Origin of the sequence: Streptomyces humi (assembly GCF_001005085.2) — a bacterium.
GTDB classification, from domain to species: Bacteria; Actinomycetota; Actinomycetes; order Streptomycetales; family Streptomycetaceae; genus Streptomyces; species Streptomyces humi.
This window is the reverse complement of record NZ_LBMU02000027.1, coordinates 244,391-261,223: the sequence shown is the minus strand read 5'-3', so window position 1 is coordinate 261,223 and position 16,833 is coordinate 244,391. Positions and strand designations below refer to the sequence as shown.

Genomic DNA, 16,833 nt, shown 5'->3' with positions numbered 1-16,833 from the left:
CAATTCCGGAAACGCCCGGGAGCCGGTCCCGGATCCGGCCGAGGCGGCCGAACGGAGTAGCGGAAGTCGTACGCTTGGAAGCGGACATATGTGGACGTTAAGCCACTTGGGCGGGTGTCCGGATGTGTGTAACGTGCGCGTTTCTCCTCGCCCGGACAGCGGCTCCGACCTGCGAATACCTGCTTCCGGACGGCCCGCGCAGCACGTTCCGGTTGCTGTTGTCAAGCCCCGAGATATGCCCTGACCTGCGAAAACGCCATTCAGAACCGCCGGTTTCCGTGTTACCCTGGATAGCCACGGAAGGGGTACCTGTCACATGACGTTCAAGGTTGGCGACACCGTGGTCTATCCCCATCACGGGGCCGCGCTGATCGAGGCCATCGAAACTCGCCAGATCAAAGGCGTGGACAAGACCTACTTGGTGCTGAAGGTCGCCCAGGGTGACCTGACGGTACGTGTGCCAGCGGACAATGCGGAGTTCGTCGGCGTGCGTGATGTGGTCGGTCAGGACGGGCTGGACCGGGTCTTCGAGGTGCTGCGTGCACCGTACGCCGAGGAGCCCACGAACTGGTCCCGTCGTTACAAGGCAAACCTGGAGAAGCTCGCCTCCGGCGATGTCATCAAGGTCGCGGAAGTCGTGCGTGACCTGTGGCGTCGTGAGCGCGAGCGCGGACTCTCCGCAGGTGAGAAGCGGATGCTCGCCAAGGCCCGCCAGATCCTGGTGAGCGAGCTCGCCCTCGCGGAGAACACGAACGAGGACAAGGCCGAGGCCCTGCTGGACGAGGTTCTCGCGTCCTGACACGGTCCGGCTCGGCACGCTGAAACGCTGAACTCCGCACACTGAAATGCCGCGGTGCCCGATGACACAGCAACTGTCGCCGGGCGCTGCGGCATGTCTGTACCCGAAGCCGCGTGCCGACTCGCTCGGCCTCGCTCGGGAAAATCCGCCGACCGCTCGGATCACTGACCACTCGGATCACTCGGAGATTCCGGCCCTGAAGCCCGCCCCGGTCCGAACCCCCGATACTAGGCGTGCCGGGCCCGGGCTGCTGGCTCGACCAGTGTCACGGAAGGGTCCGGTCAAGGCGTCGCGCCCGGCACTTCCCAGGCCATACCCACGCCAGGCCCGCACACAAACCTGACAGGAACCGATGTCTGACGATTCGCGTCCTTCGCGTACGGAACCGCCTACGGAACCGCGCACCGCACTGCGCACGGCAGCCGTGATTCCCGCCGCCGGCCGGGGCGTACGGCTCGGTCCTGGCGCCCCCAAGGCGCTACGCGCGCTGAACGGCACCCCCATGCTCGTCCACGCCGTACGCGCGCTGGCCGCCTCCCGCGCCGTCTCCCTCGTCGTGATCGTCGCCCCGCCCGACGGCGCCCCCGAGGTCAAATCGCTGCTCGACGCGCACGCGCTGCCCGGGGGCACCCCCGGCGGTAGCTGGGGGAGCACCGACTTCCTCGTGGTCCCCGGCGGCGAGTCCCGCCAGGAGTCGGTCAAGCTCGGCCTGGACGCGCTGCCCCCCGACTACGACATCGTCCTCGTCCACGACGCGGCCCGCCCCCTCGTCCCCGTCGACACGGTCGACGCGGTGATCCAGGCCGTCCGGGACGGTGCCCCGGCCGTGGTGCCGGCCCTCCCGCTGGCCGACACGGTCAAGGAGGTCGAGCCGGCGGCGGTGCCCGGCGACCCCGAGCCGGTGGTCGCGACCCCGCGGCGGGCCCGCCTGCGCGCGGTGCAGACCCCCCAGGGCTTCGACCGCGCGACGCTGGTCCGCGCCCACGAGACGGTCACCGACAACGTCACCGACGACGCGAGCATGGTCGAGCAGCTCGGCGGGCAGGTCGTGGTCGTCCCCGGCCACGAGGAGGCCTTCAAGGTCACCCGCCCCCTCGACCTGGTCCTCGCGGAAGCGGTGCTGGCCCGCAGGAGGCTCAACGATGGGTTCTGAGGTCGTACTGCCGCGTGTCGGCATCGGCACCGACATCCACGCCTTCGAGGAGGGCCGCGACCTGTGGTGCGCCGGCCTCAAGTGGGAGGGCCAGGGCCCGGGCCTGGCCGGCCACTCCGACGCGGACGTCGTCGCGCACGCCGCGTGCAACGCGCTGTTCTCGGCGGCGGGGCTCGGGGACCTGGGGCAGCACTTCGGCACGGGCCGGCCGGAGTGGTCGGGCGCGTCCGGGGTGACCCTGCTGACGGAGGCGGCCAGGATCGTCCGCGCCGCGGGGTTCGTGATCGGGAACATCGCCGTACAGGTCGTGGGCCCGCGCCCGAAGATCGGAAAGCGCCGGGACGAGGCCGAGAAGATCCTCTCGGACGCGGCGGGCGCCCCGGTCTCGGTCTCCGGGGCCACGACGGACGGTCTCGGATTTCCCGGCAGGGAAGAGGGTCTGATGGCGGTGGCGACGGCGTTGGTCGTGAAAACGGCGTGACCGGATTCCTTTAGGGGCGCGGGGAACCGCGCGACGAGCCACAGCGCACCCATACGGGGCGACGGCGCTTCACACACCGGTGCCGCGCACCACCCTCGGCCCACTACCCTAGGTCCCGTGACTATTCGCCTGTACGACACCAACGCCCGGCAGATCCGTGACTTCGCCCCGCTCGCGCCGGGCTGCGTCTCGATCTACCTCTGTGGTGCCACCGTGCAGGCGGCGCCCCACATCGGTCATATCCGCTCCGGCCTGAACTTCGACATCATGCGCCGCTGGTTCGAATACCGCGGCTACGACGTGACGTTCATCCGCAACGTCACGGACATCGACGACAAGATCATCGCCAAGTCCGCCGACCAGGGCCGTCCCTGGTGGGCGATCGGCTATGAGAACGAGCGCGCCTTCAACGACGGCTACACCGCGCTCGGCTGCCTCCCGCCGACGTACGAGCCCCGGGCCACCGGGCACGTGCCGGAGATGATCGAGATGATGCGCGGGCTCATCGAGCGGGGACACGCCTACGAGGCCGACGGCAACGTCTACTTCGACGTGCGCTCCTACCCGGACTACCTCCAGCTCTCCAACCAGGAGCTGGACAACCTCCGCCAGCCGGAGGGCGAGGGCGAGACCGGCAAGCGGGACCAGCGGGACTTCGCGCTGTGGAAGGCCGTGAAACCGGGCGAGCCCAGCTGGGAGACGCCGTGGGGGCGCGGCCGTCCCGGCTGGCACCTGGAGTGCTCGGCGATGGCCCACAAGTACCTCGGTGAGTCCTTCGACATCCACGGCGGCGGCCTCGACCTGATCTTCCCGCACCACGAGAACGAGATCGCGCAGGCCAAGGCGTTCGGCGACGACTTCGCCCAGTACTGGGTGCACAACGCCTGGGTCACCATGAGCGGCGAGAAGATGTCGAAGTCCCTCGGGAACTCGGTGCTCGTCTCGGAGATGGTGAAGACGTGGCGCCCGGTCGTGCTGCGCTACTACCTGGGCACCCCGCACTACCGCTCGATGATCGAGTACAGCGAGGAGTCGCTGCGCGAGGCCGAGTCGGCGTTCGCGCGGATCGAGGGCTTCGTGCAGCGCGTGGTGGAGCTGGCCGGGGGCACCGTGGAGCCCTCGTCCGAGGTCCCGCCGGCGTTCGCCGAGGCGATGGACGACGACCTGGGCGTCCCGCAGGCGCTCGCCGTCGTGCACACCACGGTCCGGCAGGGCAACAGCGCGCTCGCCGCCGACGACAAGGAGGCCGCGGTGGCCCGGCTCGCCGAGGTCCGCGCCATGCTGGGCGTCCTCGGCCTCGACCCGCTGGACGCCCACTGGTCGGGTGAGGCGGACCAGGGCGAGGACCTGCACGGGGTCGTGGACAGCCTGGTACGGCTCGTCCTCGACCAGCGCGAGTCCGCCCGCGGCCGCAAGGACTGGGCGACCGCCGACGCCATCCGCGATCAGCTCAACCAGTCCGGACTGGCGATCGAGGACAGCCCCTCGGGCCCCCGCTGGACCCTCAGGTCCTGACCGTCGGTCGATCGCCGGTCGTTGAAGATCAACTGTGCCGCCCGGCCCCCCGGGCGGCACACTGCATAAGACGTACGTACGAAACGAAGCTCACGGAGACGGGTAACTCATGGCAGCCAACAACCGCCGCATGTCCGGCAAGAAGGGCGCGCAGGTCGGCAGTGGCGGCCAGCGGCGCCGAGGCCTGGAGGGCAAGGGCCCGACCCCGCCCGCCGAGATGCGCAAGGGCCACAAGAAGAACCGCATCGCCACCGCCAAGGCCAAGCAGACCCAGCGCCGTCCGGTGGCGCGCGGCCGGGGCGGCAGGGGCACGTCCGAGATGGTCGTGGGCCGCAACCCGGTCGTCGAGGCGCTGCGCGAGGGCGTGCCCGCCTCCACCCTCTACGTCCAGCAGTTCATCGACAACGACGAGCGGGTCCGCGAGGCCCTCCAGCTCGCCGCCGAGCGCGGTGGCATCAACCTCATGGAGGCCCCGCGCCCCGAGCTGGACCGCATGACCAACGGCCTCAACCACCAGGGTCTGGTCCTCCAGGTCCCGCCGTACGAGTACGCGCACCCCGAGGACCTGGCGCACGCCGCGGCCGACGAGGGCGAGGACCCGCTGATCGTCGCCCTGGACGGGGTCACCGACCCCCGCAACCTCGGCGCGGTCGTCCGTTCGGTCTCCGCCTTCGGCGGCCACGGCGTGGTCGTGCCCGAGCGGCGCGCGGCCGGTATGACGGCGGGTGCCTGGAAGACGTCGGCCGGTACGGCGGCCCGCACCCCCGTCGCCCGTGCCACGAACCTGACCCGGGCGCTGGAGGCGTACAAGAAGGCCGGGATCGCGATCGTCGGCCTCGCCGCCGACGGCGAGCACGAGGTCGGTGACCTGGAGGCGCTGTCCGGCCCGGTCGTCATCGTCGTGGGCAGCGAGGGCAAGGGCCTGTCCCGGCTGGTCGGCGAGACCTGCGACTACCGGGTCCGGATCCCGATGCCGGGCGGCGCGGAGTCGCTGAACGCGGGCGTGGCGGCGGGCATCGTGCTGTACGAGGCGGCTCGCCAGCGGAGCTGACGGCGGTACCGGACGGCTCGCCGCCGTAGCTGACGGCGGTACCGGACGGCACGGCGGCGGGGCTGACGGCGGTGTCAGGCGGCTCGCCGCCGGAGCTGAACAAACGTCCGTAACCTCACCCGTGCGGGGTAATTCCGGCGTCCAGGACATCCTTGACGGGGTCCGGACACATCCGGCCGGTCAAAGCAGTGTCCTAACTCCACGTCACTCGGTTAGATGAGTGTGGACACCAGAACACCCCGCACACCCACGGGGGACCGCTCGCCGGGATTCCGCTCCGGATTCGCTTCCGGGCCCGACGACGCTCCCGCGCTGAGCATGGTGAAGGTGCCGAGCGATCCGGCGCAGGTCATCGTCAACCACGCGAGTTTCCGCGTGCAGCTGGGCGTATCGACACGGCGTACCCAATCCCCCCGGGTCGCACGGCACCTGAGCGCCACCGAGGACACCGCGCGCATCCCGGTCGCCGGCCAGGCGGGCAGAGCGGGGGCGGCACCCGGCCGGCGCCGCCCCGTCGTCTGGAGCGGCAAGTCCGCGCCCGACGACACCGGCGCCCACCGGCTGCTCCAGGCCGTCCGGGGCGGCAGCGTCCGGCACGCCGAGGAACACCTCGAACCGGGCGGCGGCACCCAGGTCATCCCGCGGGTCGGCGACGGCTACGGCGCACTCGACCAGACCGTCGAGACGCCGCTGGTCGGCCACCCGCGCTCCCCGGTCTCCGGTGAGAACCGGCTGCTCCCCGACATGCCGACGGTCGGCAGCGCCTACGACGAGCCCGGCTACGGCGGACCGGGCTACGGCGAACAGGGCTACAACCAACAGGGCTACGACGACGACCGGTTCGAGGACTTCGGCGAACCGCTGTCGAGCCGGCGGTCCGGCGACGGCGATCCGGCCCGGCACGCGTACTACCCCGGCCGCCGGATGAACCTCGGCGTCGTCCTGCTCCCGCTCCGGATCTTCCTCGGCTTCATCTCCATCTACGCCGGCATGGGCAAGCTGTGCGACCCCGTCTACTTCGACGGCGGCAAGCGCGGCTCCATGGTCAAGTGGCTCAACACCCTGCACCCGTGGGAAGTCGCCGAGCCACTGCGGCAGTTCGCCCTCCAGCACCCGGTCGGCTCCGGCCTGGTCATCGCCTTCCTCCAGGTGATCGTCGGCGTGCTGACCGTCCTCGGCTGCTGGCAGCGGGTCGCCGCGGTCGGCGGCGCGCTGCTCTCCGCCGCGCTCATCGTCACCGTCAGCTGGAAGACCGTTCCCGCGTACGACGCCCCCGACATCATCTACCTCGCCGCCTGGTCGCCGCTGATCATCGCCGGCGCCCCGGTCTACTCGGTGGACGGCCGCCTCGCGGGCAGCGCCTGGCGGCGCCTCGGCCCCCACTCCGACATCTGGGACCTGCGCGCCTTCGTGCTCCGCCGGGGCGCGCTGGTCACGGCCATCACCATCGGCCTCACGCTTCTCATCGGGTCCCTGCTCGGCGGCGCGGTCCGCGACTCCAGCCGCGTGGTCGTCCCCGGTCCCGGCGAGGCCCCCCGCAACAACCTGCCCGGTTCCCCGCTGCCGGGCGAGCCGACGAAGCGCCGGGAGGTCAGCCCGCCGGCGTCCAGGGCGCCCTCCCAGGGTGCCTCCGCCAGTCCGTCGCAGGCGGCGACCACCCCGGGCGCCACCCGCAGCACGGGTACGACCACCACGACCCCCAGCCAGACCCAGGGCACGACGGGTCAGGCGCCGCCCCGGCACACCGCCCCGGCGCCGACCACCGCGGGCCCGACCTCGGGCGGCACCGCGACCGGCGGCACGTCCTCCTCCGGAGGCGCGGGCGGCTCCACCGGCACCAGCACCGGCGGCGGCACGTCCTCCTCCGGCCAGCCGGGCCTGGTGGGCGGCCTACTGGGCTAGCAAGGCCGGCAGAGCAAGGAGCCCCGTACCACGAGAGGTACGGGGCTCCTTGATACGCACCCACCGCCCTCCGGGCTTGCTGCAAGCGCCCCTCCAGGGCCGCGGGGAACCGCGCGACAAGCCCTCCGGGCCCGCTGCAAGCGCCCCCATAGGGGCGCGGGGAACTGCGCGACAAGCCCCCACGCACCCGCAGCCGGCGAACGACCGAAACCGCCCCCGCGGCCTACCGCCTCCGCGGCCTACCGCCTCCGCGGCCTACCGCCTCCGCGGCCTACCGCCTCCGCGGCCTACCGCCTCCGCGGCCTACCGCCTCCGCGGCCTACCGCCTCCGCGGCCTACCGCCCCAGCGCGGACAGCTCCTTCGCCGCCTCCGTCAGGTCCTTCGCCGTGTCGATGGCCCGCCAGTACGCCCCCTGCGGAATCGGGAACCCGGCCAGCTGCCGGCTGCGCGCCAGGTGCGGGAACGTGGTCCGCTCGTGATCCCCCCGCTCCGGCAGCATCCCGGCGAACGCGGGGGAGAACACGTACACACCCGCGTTGATCTCGAACGTCGACGGTGGTGCCTCGATGAAGTCGGTGATGTGCCCGAAGCCGTCCGTCTTCACCGCGCCCCAGGGGATCCGCGGCCGGGCGAGCGCCAGTGTCGCCACCGCGTCCCGCTCCGTGTGGAAGTCGGCCATGTCACGGAGCGAGAACCGCGTCCAGATGTCACCGTTCGTGGCGTACCAGGGCCGGTCGGGGTGGGGCAGGTGCTCGGCGGCGTACTTGAGGCCGCCGCCGCGGCCCAGCGGCTCGTTCTCCACCACCGTGGTGACGGAGAGCGGCAGGTCGGCCGTCGCCAGCCACTTCTGTAGAACGTCGGCGAGATGGCCGCAGGAGACCACCACGTCCGTGACGCCCTCCTCGGCGAGCCACGTCAGCTGGTGGCCGATGATCGGCGTGCCCGTACCGGGGATCTCGACCATCGGCTTGGGCCGGTCGTCGGTGTACGGGCGAAGCCGTGAGCCCTGGCCACCGGCCAGGACCACGGCTTGAGTGGGGCGCAACGCGGCGTTCGGATGGGTCATGCCCCGAACTGTACGACGCGCCCCCGGTGCGGCTGCCCGCCGCCCGGGGACCTCTTGAGGAGCTGTTACCTGCTCTCCCGTCGGCGTTCAGCTGTGCGCGGCCAGGACACCGGACGCGAACGACGTGTCGCACACCGGGCGGGCGTACCCCTGGGCGCGCGAGGCGCCGTAGATGCGCACGGCGGCGCGGCCCAGCGCGCGGGCGATGGACGAGCAGTGCTCGGCGAGCGACGGATGGCCGTTGACCGCCTGCTGGAGGTGGGTCAGGACCTGGCCGGGGTTCTTGTCCTGGAGCTCGGTCATCAGCTGGTCGCGCAGCACGTCCTGCGGGGCCTGGACGGTGGCCTTGCGGGACACTTTCGCGTCGGTCACGTCGGTCGCGGTGAGCACCGAGTTCCGCGGGCTCCCCGTCCAGTTGACGCGGGTGACGGCGAGGGTCCCGGAGAGCACCAGGACGACGGGGAGGACGAGGGCGAGTGTGCGGCCGATCCGGCGGGCAGGGCCGCCCCGGTGGCCACGTCGCGTCTGAGGGGTGGTGGAGTGCTTCACGCGTGTGAGGGTAGCGTGCGGTAATGATTTGGCGACATTTAGTCACCGGTTCGGGGGATGGAGAAGGGCCTTGTTCTGGGTAGGGGGTTGACGCACACTGCTCGAAAACCACCCGCTTGCCGGGGTAATTCGGGCAATGGAAAGGGCCCCGCAGCAGGCTGCGGGGCCCTTTCCGTCAACCTGGGTAGATTCACCCTGGTCAGAGGTTTGTCACCGGGACGGGCGCTCAGTCGGAGAGACGCTCACCCGTGGAGGTCGAGAACACGTGGGTCTCGCCCGGGCGCGGCACGACGTGCAGGGTGGCGCCCTTCTCCGGGACCGCGCGGCCGCTGACGCGGACGACCAGGTCCTTGAGGTCGTCGCCGACCTTGGCGCTGCCGTAGACGTAGCCGTCGGCGCCGAGCTCCTCGACGACGTTCACGGAGACCGCGAGGCCGGCCGGGGCGTCCTCGGTGTCCTTGGACAGGGCCGAGGCGACCTCGCCGTTGTGCTCGACGACGTCGAAGTGCTCGGGACGGACGCCGACGGTGACCGTGCGGTCGCCCTTGTCGGAGGCGGCCTTGAGCGCCTCGCGGTTGACCGGCACCACGCTGTTGCCGAACTTCACGCCACCGTCGGTGATCGGGACCTCGACCAGGTTCATGGCCGGGGAGCCGATGAAGCCGGCGACGAAGAGGTTGGCGGGCCGGTCGTACATGTTGCGCGGCGAGTCGACCTGCTGGAGCAGACCGTCCTTGAGGACCGCCACCCGGTCGCCCATCGTCATGGCCTCGACCTGGTCGTGGGTGACGTAGACGGTGGTGATGCCGAGGCGGCGCTGGAGCGACGCGATCTGCGTACGGGTGGAGACACGGAGCTTGGCGTCCAGGTTGGACAGCGGCTCGTCCATGAGGAAGACCTGCGGCTCACGGACGATGGCGCGGCCCATCGCGACACGCTGGCGCTGACCGCCGGAGAGCGCCTTCGGCTTGCGGTCCAGGTAGTCGGTGAGGTCGAGGATCTTCGCGGCCTCCTCGACCTTCTGCCGGATCTCCGCCTTGTTGACGCCGGCGATCTTGAGCGCGAAGCCCATGTTGTCGGCGACCGTCATGTGCGGGTAGAGGGCGTAGTTCTGGAACACCATGGCGATGTCCCGGTCCTTGGGCGGCAGGTGCGTGACGTCGCGGTCGCCGATGCGGATGGCGCCGCCGTTGACGTCCTCGAGCCCCGCGAGCATGCGGAGCGAGGTGGACTTGCCGCAGCCCGACGGACCGACCAGGACGAGGAACTCGCCGTCCTCGATCGCGATGTCGAGGCCGTCGACGGCGGGCTTGGTGGAACCCGGGTAGATCCGGGTCGCCTTGTCGAACGTGACAGTGGCCATGGCTCAGAGGCCCCCTTCTACCGGCAGGAACGTGCCGGACGATCCGTTGTAGGAAGGTGGTGTAGTCCACGAGAGTGAACTGGCTCAGGACGGTACCTGGCGTTCACCCCGTATGTCAGTACCTGGAGGCCTGTGAACTTCGCGGAAATTTTCGACAGGGCCCGTCCGGGACGTGGGTACACTGCACAGGCGCATCGCCGCCACGCGCGCGCACGCCTCCTTAGCTCAGCTGGCCAGAGCAACGCACTTGTAATGCGTAGGTCGTCGGTTCGAATCCGACAGGGGGCTCAGCTCAGACCCCAGGCCAGATGAGTTCTGACCTGGGGTTTCCCTGTTCAGCGCACCCGGCGCCGGCGACGACGGAGCGCCGTACGGCTCTCGGCGGTCTCAGTTGCGGTCTCAGTCGACGGTTCCGGGCCAGGCATGAAGTGGTCCCCCATGCGCCGCATCGCGTCCTTCGACAGGTGGGACCGTCCCTTCACGTAGCGGCGGGTCTGGCTGATCTGGGTGTGCCGAAGGATCTCCATGATCGTGGGCATGTCGACCCCGAGTTCGTTCAGGATCGTGCCCGCGGTGTGCCGGCTGCCGTCGTACAGGCGGCGGTCATCGATCCCGGCCTCTTGCAGTAGTTCTTTGAACTCCTCCCAGTCCTGGTGAGGGTCGAGGGGACGTCCGTCAGGGCGCGAGAAGACGACCCGGTGCTCCTCCCACCCTTCGCCGGCCGCCGCCCGCATTGCGTCCTGCTGGGCTTTGTGCTCGACCAGGTACGGGATGAACGGGGGAGGGATGGGCACGGGGTTCTGGCTCTTCTTCGTCTTAGGGCGCGTGAAGACGAGTCCGCCGTCTTTCCGGTCGGGGCAGACGCTGGCGTGTCTCGTGCAGCCCTTCACGCAAGGCTTGGGGCATCCGCGCTTGTAGCCCTTGTGCGTCGTGCAGTCCGGCGGGCACGGCTCGAACCGGTGGAGTCGGGCCCCGCAGGTATGCGGGTTGTCGCAGCCGTGGCGCCAGGTGAGCCGCTGTATCTGCCACTTGGGGTGGAACAGTTCATTCTCGAAGTCGACGTACGGCCACCGCAGCCCGAGCGTTTCGCCCTGCCGGAATCCCATGCCGACACCGACACACCACCGCATGAAGGTGGGCCGTTTCGCGGCTGCCTCCAGGAAGGCCTTTGCCTCTTCCTTCGTGAATGGGTTCGCCTCGGTCTCGTCCACGGTCGGCGGGTCAACGAGGGTGGCGACGTTTTCGACAATGAGGCGGCGACGGAGTGCGATTTTCAGGGCGCGCGACAGGATCCGGTGCACCTTGAGGACGTGGGAGGGGGCGTGCCCCTCATCGAGCATGACGCGATACATCCGCTCCAGGTGTTCGGGCTGGAGCTTGTCGATGCGGTGCTTTCCGACGCCGGGCACGATGTCGTTCCTGGTCTTGGACCAGTAGTCGTCCAGGGAGCGCGGCTTGAGCTTCAGGGACGCGATGTCGGTGAGGTAGGTGGTCATCCACTGCTCGACGGTCGGCTTGCGGCCGGCCTTGGGCGCGCGTCCCTTGTCGCGCAGGTCTTCCAGGTCGCGGACCTTGCGCTTGACCTCGGTTTCGGTTCGGGCGCGGCGGTGGCGCCGGTCGGGGCTGCCGTCGTCCTTGACGCCCATGGTCACGCGGCCGTGCCACCAGCCGTCGCTGCCCAGGTAGATGGACGACTCCATGTTCGGCTTGCGGGTGCTCATGCACTCCTCCATGCGGGAAGCCGCCCCGGAGCAGGTGTCCGGGGCGGCTTCGGGGTGGGCCTGGTCAGTTGGGGAGCAGTTCGAGGCTGTTCGCGTAGGCCTCGAGGACGTCCCAACGGATACGGCGGGAGCGTCCGCGCTTGACGTACTTGAGGTCGCCGGTGGCCATCAGCTCGTAGACGGTGGAGCGGCCGAAGCGGAGAAGCTTGGCTGCTTCCTCCGGGGTGTACAGCAACTGGGTGTGGGCGAGTGTAGGGGTACTCATCGGGGCGTACTCCTCGGGCGCTCTGGGAGGGGGCTCTCTGAGGGGCGCTACTTCCGCTACCGCCGCTACCGCGCAGGTCAGGGGCCTGTTCGGGGTAGCGGGAAGGGGTAGCGGTAGCGGATGGGTAGCGGGACGGTAGCGGCAACTCGGGGTGGTTGCCGCTACCGTGTTGGCGCTGGTCAGGCCACGTTTTCGGTGCCGGGTAGCGGAGGTAGCGGACTTTCCGGGGGTGGGGGGCAGTAGCGGGCCCACGCGTCCCACAGATCGGCGGCGTAGTAGCCCTTCAGCACGCTCCCGGCGGTCTTGATGTTGCGGGAGGCGATCGGCTCGTTGTCCGCCGTCATGTACTCGGCGAGCATCCGCGACAGGCGGCGGTTGTCGAGCGGCTTGCCGTGCAGATCGGCCCAGGGCGCGTCGTCCAGGGCGTTGAGCCGGTCCAGGATGGCCACGGTCGGGAGCCGGTCGATGCCGGTCATGACGTGGTCGCGCAGGTCGGCGAGCAGCCGGATACCGAGGCTGCCTTTGTCGTTGGCCTTGGACGCGGTCACCAGCGTCACGCACGCGGCGCGGGCCCGCTCCGGCCAGTCGCCGCCGACCGCGTCCGCGATGGCGAGCAGGGGTTCCCATACGTCCGCGGGGCGGTCGGTGACCCCGTCGGGCATGTCGGGCCAGGCGCCCATCACGAACCCCCGCGCGTGCTCGGCCCACTGGGCGAGCCGGTCGCGCAGCTTGTGCCCTTCCGCCTCGTGAACGCGTGCCCGGAAGGACTCGACGCGTTCGTTGCGGGCCCGCCGGCGCATCCGGATGATGACCGACCGGGTCATGATCGTGTCCGGGAGCGAGCCGAGTCCGGCGACGGCGACCGCGCAGTACGAGGGGAAGGCCTGAACGGTCTGGTTCCCGCCGTCACCGATACACCGGTAGGTGACCCCGGTGCGGCGGTGCCCTGCGTTCAGGAACCCCCGCAGTTCCTCGTTCTCCCCAGCTTTCGGCCCGAATACGGTGTCGATCTCATCGAACAGGATCGTCGGGCGGCCGGCGGGGTTGGACACGGAGCGGAACAGGGCGGCGGCGGAGGCGTTGACCGCCGTCATCGGGGCGGGCACGAGGGTTTCCACGATCTCCAGCGCGCGGGACTTCCCGGACCCCGGTTCCGGGGAGAGGAAGGCCAGGCGGGGGGTGGAGTCGAAGCAGTCGAGCAGGTGGGCGTGCGCGTCCCACAGGGCGACGGCGACGTAGGCGGCTTCGGTGGGGAAGACGTTGAACCGGCGGTGGAAGGCTTCCACCTCGTTGAGCAGCGTGGCCCCGTCAATGGTGGGGGTCATGCGGCGGCCCTCCCTTCGGTGAGCGAGGCGGCGGCCCCGGTGCATTCCTTGGCCCGGTGGTACTCGTAGTCGGCGATCAGCGCGGCGACGTCGGCGGCCCCGGTCGCGGTGGCGGTGAGCCCGCACGCGCAGGCACAGGCAGCGGTAGGGGTGTCGGCGTAGCGCTTGGACCAGCGGGCGCCGTCGTAGGGGTGGCGGTAGACCGGCGGCGCGTAGATCCGGATGCTGGGCCGTTCCGGCGTCGGATCCGCCGAAGGACCCGTCTGCGGGTCAGGGAGAAGAGCAGTTCGGGCGCCCTTACGGGCGGCGCCTTCCGGCTCGCCCACGGCCGCCGTCGGTTCGGCCAGTCGCGCGGCCTGCGGGCTGGCCGGGGTGGTGGTGACGCTCTTCAGGAGGGGGCGGGAGCGGGGACTCATGCCGCCTCCCGGCGCCCGGAGTTGTGGGTGATGGACCAGTCCAGGGCGCTGCGGAGGGTCGAGCGGCACTCGGCGGCGGACAGACCGGCCGTCTGCCCCGCCTCCTGAAGAGCCTGCTCGACCACGTGCCGGGGGAGGTCGCCCCACGCGACGAACCGCCCCAGAGCACGCGCCGCCCGGAACAACGAGCCTTCCCGCGAACCCTGTTGGGCCCCGGCCACGTTCCGCGTCTCGTTGGCGAGTGCTACATCCGCATATCGGCGTGATTGCCCCGCTACGGCCCCCGAGGGGGCCTGTGCGGGCTTGGGGGTGGGTTGCAGGATGGTTTGGAGCCAGAGCGGCAGAGGGGCCGTCACGGGAGCGCACAGGGCTTCGTACGTTCCGGTGGGGGTGGTGCTGCCGGCGGCGACCACGTACCCGCCCCAAGCCCGTGTGTCGACCGAACGGGCCACGGTCCCGGCCGTGTTGGCGAGCCGGACCCCGGCCGGGACGGTGAAGTACAGGTGCATGCCGCCGCTCGCGGTCCGCACCCGGTAGGTGTCCGGGACGGCGTGCCCGGCGCGCTCGCAGAGCGCCCCGAAGGTCGCCGCGCCGCCAGGCGCGTCCGAACTGCCCTTCACGCTCGTGCCCTTGTCCTTGTCCTTGGGCATGTCCAGGTCGACGACCAGCAGCCCGGAGGGGCCGGTGGCGATGCCGACGTTGAACGGGGCCCGCGACCAGGCCGCGCGGATGCGGTCGGGGTCGGTGGTGGCGCGCTGCTCCCACTTCCGGTGTCCGGCCGCGCACGCCCCGGTCCGGGAGCAGGACGTCTCGCCGTGCAGGGCGGGCCGCTTCATGCCGGGGCGCAGGGGGAAGACGTGCCAGCCGCGTCCTGCCGCGTCAAGCGCGGCGTTCAGGAGGATGTGGTTCATGCGATGTCCAGGGCGAGCTGTGACGGCATGGCCGGGGCCGCGGTCTTGGGGGCGAGCGTGGCGAGCAGCGCGCGGTAGGCGTAGTGGGCCTGGTGGATGACGACGCCGTTGCCGAGGATCTTGAGTTGGTCGGAGCGGGACAGTCCCAGGTCCGCATCGGTGACCCAGCCGGGGTCGGCGCCCATCATCCATTCCACGAAGGCCGGGGACAGGCGGCGGTTGCCCTTGGTGCCCGCCTCGGTCGGTTCCGGCGCGGGCCGCCCCAGCACCGCCTCCCAGCGGCGGATGGCGGGCCCGTAGTCGGTGCCGTTGGTGGCCACCCACCGCGAGCCGTCGGCCAGGTTGCGGGCCAGGTACTCGATGGACGGGCGCGAGCTCGCGCCCTGCGAGGCGGACCGGTTACGGCCGTAGCGGGAGGCGGTCGGGGTGGGCAGCAGGTTGACCACCACCTCATTCAGCGGGCGGGAGTTGGTCCCGATCAGGTTGGAGGCGCCGGACTTCCAGTCACGTGCCGCCGGGGTGGGCAGCAGGGTGACGGCGGTGCGCAGGTTCATGCCGCCCTGGCGTTTGGGGGAGGTGCCGGGACCGCCGGTGCCGTCGGCGGCGGCCGGGGTGGGCAGCAGCCTCAGGTGTCCGTCGGGGGCAGCAAGAAAACCACTTCGTCCTCCAGCGTGGGCCCGTGCCCGCCCGCCCGGCGTTTGTCCGGGTGCTGCGGTCCGCCGTTCCTGGCGAGCTGTGAGGTGGGGGTCTTCAGCAGCGGGATACGCGACGGCGAACCAGCGGTCGCGGCGGTGGCAGGCTCCGACTTCGGGGTCTCCAGCGCGTAGGCACATCCACCGCGCGTCATACCCGATCGCGGCCAGGTCGGCGGCGACGACGTCGAGTCCCCGGCTGCGGATGGCGGCGACGTTTTCCAGGAAGACGAGTCGGGGTCGAAGGTGGCGAACGGCTTTGGCGATGGTTTTCCAGAGTCCGGAGCGGTCACCGGCGATCCCTCCCCGAGGTCCGGCGTTGGAGATGTCCTGGCAGGGAAACCCGGCGGTCAGCGACGCCGGCCGCGGTACCGACGCGGCGAGCGCGGGCCAGTCGACGGCGGTGATGTCTCCGAGGTTGCGGGCGTGGGGCAGGCGGGCGGCCAGCAGCCGGGAGGCGGCGGGGTCCTTCTCGCCGACCAGGACCGTGGGCAGGCCGGTTGCGGCTTCCACGGCTTGGTCCAGCGCGGCGGAGCCGGTGCACAGGCTGACGTTGCCGCCATCGGGCACATCGACGGGACGATAGGTCATGCTGGATGTCTCCAGTTCCTTGATGGGTGACTGGCAGGCAAGGGCGGCCCCGGTTCTTTGGCGAGATGCGGGGGCCGCCCTTGGCGTAGCTACTGCTGGGTGGCGCTCAGTCGGCGGGCGACGGCGTCGAGCTTGGCGGTGAGGTCGGCGGCCGGGGTGGTGGTGAAGGAGTGCAGGGCGACGGTGGCGGCGATGATGACGTCACACAGTTCGCCGGCGATGTCGGCGGTGGTGTGGGTGATGTTCTTGCGGGGGTTCTGGCCGGTCATGCCGATGTAGGCGGCGGACGCTTCGCCGGCCTCTTCGGTGACCTTCATCAGGCGCATGGCGGTCTCGTGCTCGCTGCTGCCGTTGGTGGTGTTCAGGGCGGCGGCGATGCGGGCCGCGACGGGGATCAGGATGGCGCTCACGTCGGTGTTTCTCCTTGTCAGCCGTTGTGCTCGTTGTTGGTGCGGGCGATGAGTCCGTAGGTCTTGGTGGTGGTGTTCTCCTGCCGGACCGGGCCCCGGTAGTGGTGGTGGGTCTCCGTGTGCACGCCCCGCAGGGAACGCAGGGCGGTCCCGATCGCGGCGAAGACACCGGCCACGGCGGCGATGGGCAGCGTGACGAACAGGACCGACGTCAGGGAGACGGCGGCGAATCCCTGGCACGCGAGCCAGACACCGCAGCCGACGCCGACGAACGCGGCGCCGACGCCGATGCCGGCCACAGCGGTCCCGGCGGCCCAGGCGGGCACGATCCGCCGGTCCGGCTGGAGCACCGGGGGCGTGTCGCCGAAGCGCGGCAGCGGGCTGTCGTCGCGGTAGGCGGTCGGGGTCTTGGGGGCGGGCTTGTAGGCGTCGGCGATGATCCGGGCGGCTTCGGCGGCGGCGACGTCGTCGCTCATCCGGATGCCCGACAGGGTGCTGTCGGGGGTGGTGTCGGGGTACATGCGGAATCCCTTCCGGTCACGGTTCAGGGAGGAGAGGACACCCCCTGCCGGGGGCGCTGAGAGGGGGGTTTCGGGGGTCTGACCTGCGGTGCCTCCCTGCC

General features: G+C 70.8%; 17 protein-coding genes and 1 tRNA gene. 7 read left to right on the top strand and 11 right to left on the bottom strand.

The genetic code is table 11. From position 1 onward, the window contains the following. Positions 1-316: 316 nt before the first annotated feature. The 6 genes from AAW13_RS13385 to AAW13_RS13355 all read left to right on the top strand — a co-directional run bounded on the left by AAW13_RS13385 (position 317) and on the right by AAW13_RS13355 (position 6,901). Positions 317-799 carry a CarD family transcriptional regulator gene (locus AAW13_RS13385; protein ID WP_003953493.1) on the top strand — a complete coding sequence of 161 codons (483 nt, stop codon included), beginning with the start codon at positions 317-319 and terminating at the stop codon, positions 797-799. A gap of 352 nt (positions 800-1,151) precedes the next feature. After that, a complete protein-coding gene (gene ispD / locus AAW13_RS13375; RefSeq protein WP_046732016.1) occupies positions 1,152-1,952 on the top strand; it encodes a 2-C-methyl-D-erythritol 4-phosphate cytidylyltransferase in 801 nt (266 codons plus the stop codon). Next, positions 1,942-2,433 carry a 2-C-methyl-D-erythritol 2,4-cyclodiphosphate synthase gene (ispF, locus tag AAW13_RS13370; protein WP_046732015.1) on the top strand — a complete coding sequence of 164 codons (492 nt, stop codon included), beginning with the start codon at positions 1,942-1,944 and terminating at the stop codon, positions 2,431-2,433. Before ispD ends, ispF begins: the two co-directional genes overlap by 11 nt. Before the next feature lie 117 nt (positions 2,434-2,550). Next, positions 2,551-3,948 (top strand): cysteine--tRNA ligase, encoded by a 1,398-nt coding sequence (gene cysS, locus AAW13_RS13365; RefSeq protein ID WP_046732014.1) that lies wholly within the window; start codon positions 2,551-2,553, stop codon positions 3,946-3,948. A 109-nt stretch (positions 3,949-4,057) separates the two neighbouring features. Further along, positions 4,058-4,999 carry a 23S rRNA (guanosine(2251)-2'-O)-methyltransferase RlmB gene (rlmB, locus tag AAW13_RS13360; RefSeq protein WP_046732013.1) on the top strand — a complete coding sequence of 314 codons (942 nt, stop codon included), beginning with the start codon at positions 4,058-4,060 and terminating at the stop codon, positions 4,997-4,999. Between the two features lie 216 nt (positions 5,000-5,215). Then, entirely contained in the window at positions 5,216-6,901 is a 1,686-nt protein-coding gene (locus tag AAW13_RS13355; RefSeq protein WP_206306208.1) for a DoxX family protein, read from the top strand. A gap of 335 nt (positions 6,902-7,236) precedes the next feature. On the opposite strand, the gene AAW13_RS13350 is transcribed toward AAW13_RS13355, so the two are convergent. The 3 genes from AAW13_RS13350 to AAW13_RS13340 all read right to left on the bottom strand — a co-directional run bounded on the left by AAW13_RS13350 (position 7,237) and on the right by AAW13_RS13340 (position 9,880). Continuing rightward, a complete protein-coding gene (locus AAW13_RS13350; protein WP_046730997.1) occupies positions 7,237-7,968 on the bottom strand; it encodes a nucleotidyltransferase family protein in 732 nt (243 codons plus the stop codon). 87 nt (positions 7,969-8,055) lie between these two features. Next, a complete protein-coding gene (locus AAW13_RS13345) occupies positions 8,056-8,517 on the bottom strand; it encodes a hypothetical protein (RefSeq protein WP_046730996.1) in 462 nt (153 codons plus the stop codon). Between the two features lie 226 nt (positions 8,518-8,743). Beyond that, on the bottom strand, positions 8,744-9,880 hold the full coding sequence (locus tag AAW13_RS13340) for an ABC transporter ATP-binding protein (RefSeq protein ID WP_046730995.1): 1,137 nt from the start codon (positions 9,878-9,880) through the stop codon (positions 8,744-8,746). A gap of 214 nt (positions 9,881-10,094) precedes the next feature. Between AAW13_RS13340 and AAW13_RS13335 the strand changes: the two genes are divergently transcribed. Beyond that, positions 10,095-10,168 (top strand) — tRNA-Thr (locus tag AAW13_RS13335). A gap of 47 nt (positions 10,169-10,215) precedes the next feature. On the opposite strand, the gene AAW13_RS13330 is transcribed toward AAW13_RS13335, so the two are convergent. The 8 genes from AAW13_RS13330 to AAW13_RS13295 form a co-directional block, all read right to left on the bottom strand. After that, entirely contained in the window at positions 10,216-11,601 is a 1,386-nt protein-coding gene (locus AAW13_RS13330) for a tyrosine-type recombinase/integrase (protein WP_046730994.1), read from the bottom strand. 64 nt (positions 11,602-11,665) lie between these two features. Continuing rightward, a complete protein-coding gene (locus AAW13_RS13325; RefSeq protein WP_046730993.1) occupies positions 11,666-11,866 on the bottom strand; it encodes a helix-turn-helix domain-containing protein in 201 nt (66 codons plus the stop codon). 179 nt (positions 11,867-12,045) lie between these two features. After that, positions 12,046-13,191, bottom strand: a complete 1,146-nt coding sequence (locus tag AAW13_RS13320) for a DUF3631 domain-containing protein (protein ID WP_046730992.1) — start codon at positions 13,189-13,191, stop codon at positions 12,046-12,048. Next, positions 13,188-13,607, bottom strand: coding sequence for a hypothetical protein (locus tag AAW13_RS13315; RefSeq protein WP_240528612.1), 420 nt, complete (start codon positions 13,605-13,607; stop codon positions 13,188-13,190). Before AAW13_RS13315 ends, AAW13_RS13320 begins: the two co-directional genes overlap by 4 nt. Further along, on the bottom strand, positions 13,604-14,518 hold the full coding sequence (locus AAW13_RS13310; RefSeq protein WP_046730991.1) for a bifunctional DNA primase/polymerase: 915 nt from the start codon (positions 14,516-14,518) through the stop codon (positions 13,604-13,606). The genes AAW13_RS13315 and AAW13_RS13310 overlap by 4 nt, the downstream gene beginning before the upstream one ends. Beyond that, the gene (locus AAW13_RS13305; RefSeq protein WP_046730990.1) at positions 14,515-15,801 is read right to left on the bottom strand and encodes a DNA cytosine methyltransferase; all 1,287 of its coding nucleotides are present in this window, start codon (positions 15,799-15,801) and stop codon (positions 14,515-14,517) included. Before AAW13_RS13305 ends, AAW13_RS13310 begins: the two co-directional genes overlap by 4 nt. Before the next feature lie 89 nt (positions 15,802-15,890). Further along, positions 15,891-16,211: a MazG-like family protein gene (locus tag AAW13_RS13300; protein WP_046730989.1), complete on the bottom strand. Its 321-nt coding sequence runs from the start codon at positions 16,209-16,211 to the stop codon at positions 15,891-15,893. Between the two features lie 17 nt (positions 16,212-16,228). After that, entirely contained in the window at positions 16,229-16,732 is a 504-nt protein-coding gene (locus tag AAW13_RS13295; RefSeq protein WP_046730988.1) for a hypothetical protein, read from the bottom strand. Positions 16,733-16,833 lie beyond the last annotated feature (101 nt).